1 protein-coding gene is annotated in these 232 nt (G+C 62.5%); it reads right to left on the reverse strand.

The features are described from left to right. A partial coding sequence (locus GYA94_RS27435) for an alpha/beta fold hydrolase (RefSeq protein WP_369008870.1) occupies positions 1-232 on the reverse strand: 232 nt, incomplete at both ends.

Below are 232 nucleotides of genomic sequence, written 5' to 3' on the forward strand. Positions count from 1 at the left end.
GCATCGGTAATGCCAGGCTCGGAGGCCGCATGGCCAGCGTCACGGATCACCTTCAGCTCGCTGTTCGGCCAGGCCTGGTGCAGGGCCCAGGCGTTGTCCAGCGGGCAGATCACATCGTAGCGGCCGTGCACGATCACTGCCGGCAAATGGGCGATTTTCGGCAGGTCGCGGATCAGCTGGTCCGGTTCGAGGAACGCGTTGTTCATGAAGCAGTGACATTCGATACGGGCAA

The sequence above is a fragment of the Pseudomonas juntendi genome, from assembly GCF_009932375.1.
Classification (GTDB): domain Bacteria; phylum Pseudomonadota; class Gammaproteobacteria; order Pseudomonadales; family Pseudomonadaceae; genus Aquipseudomonas; species Aquipseudomonas juntendi.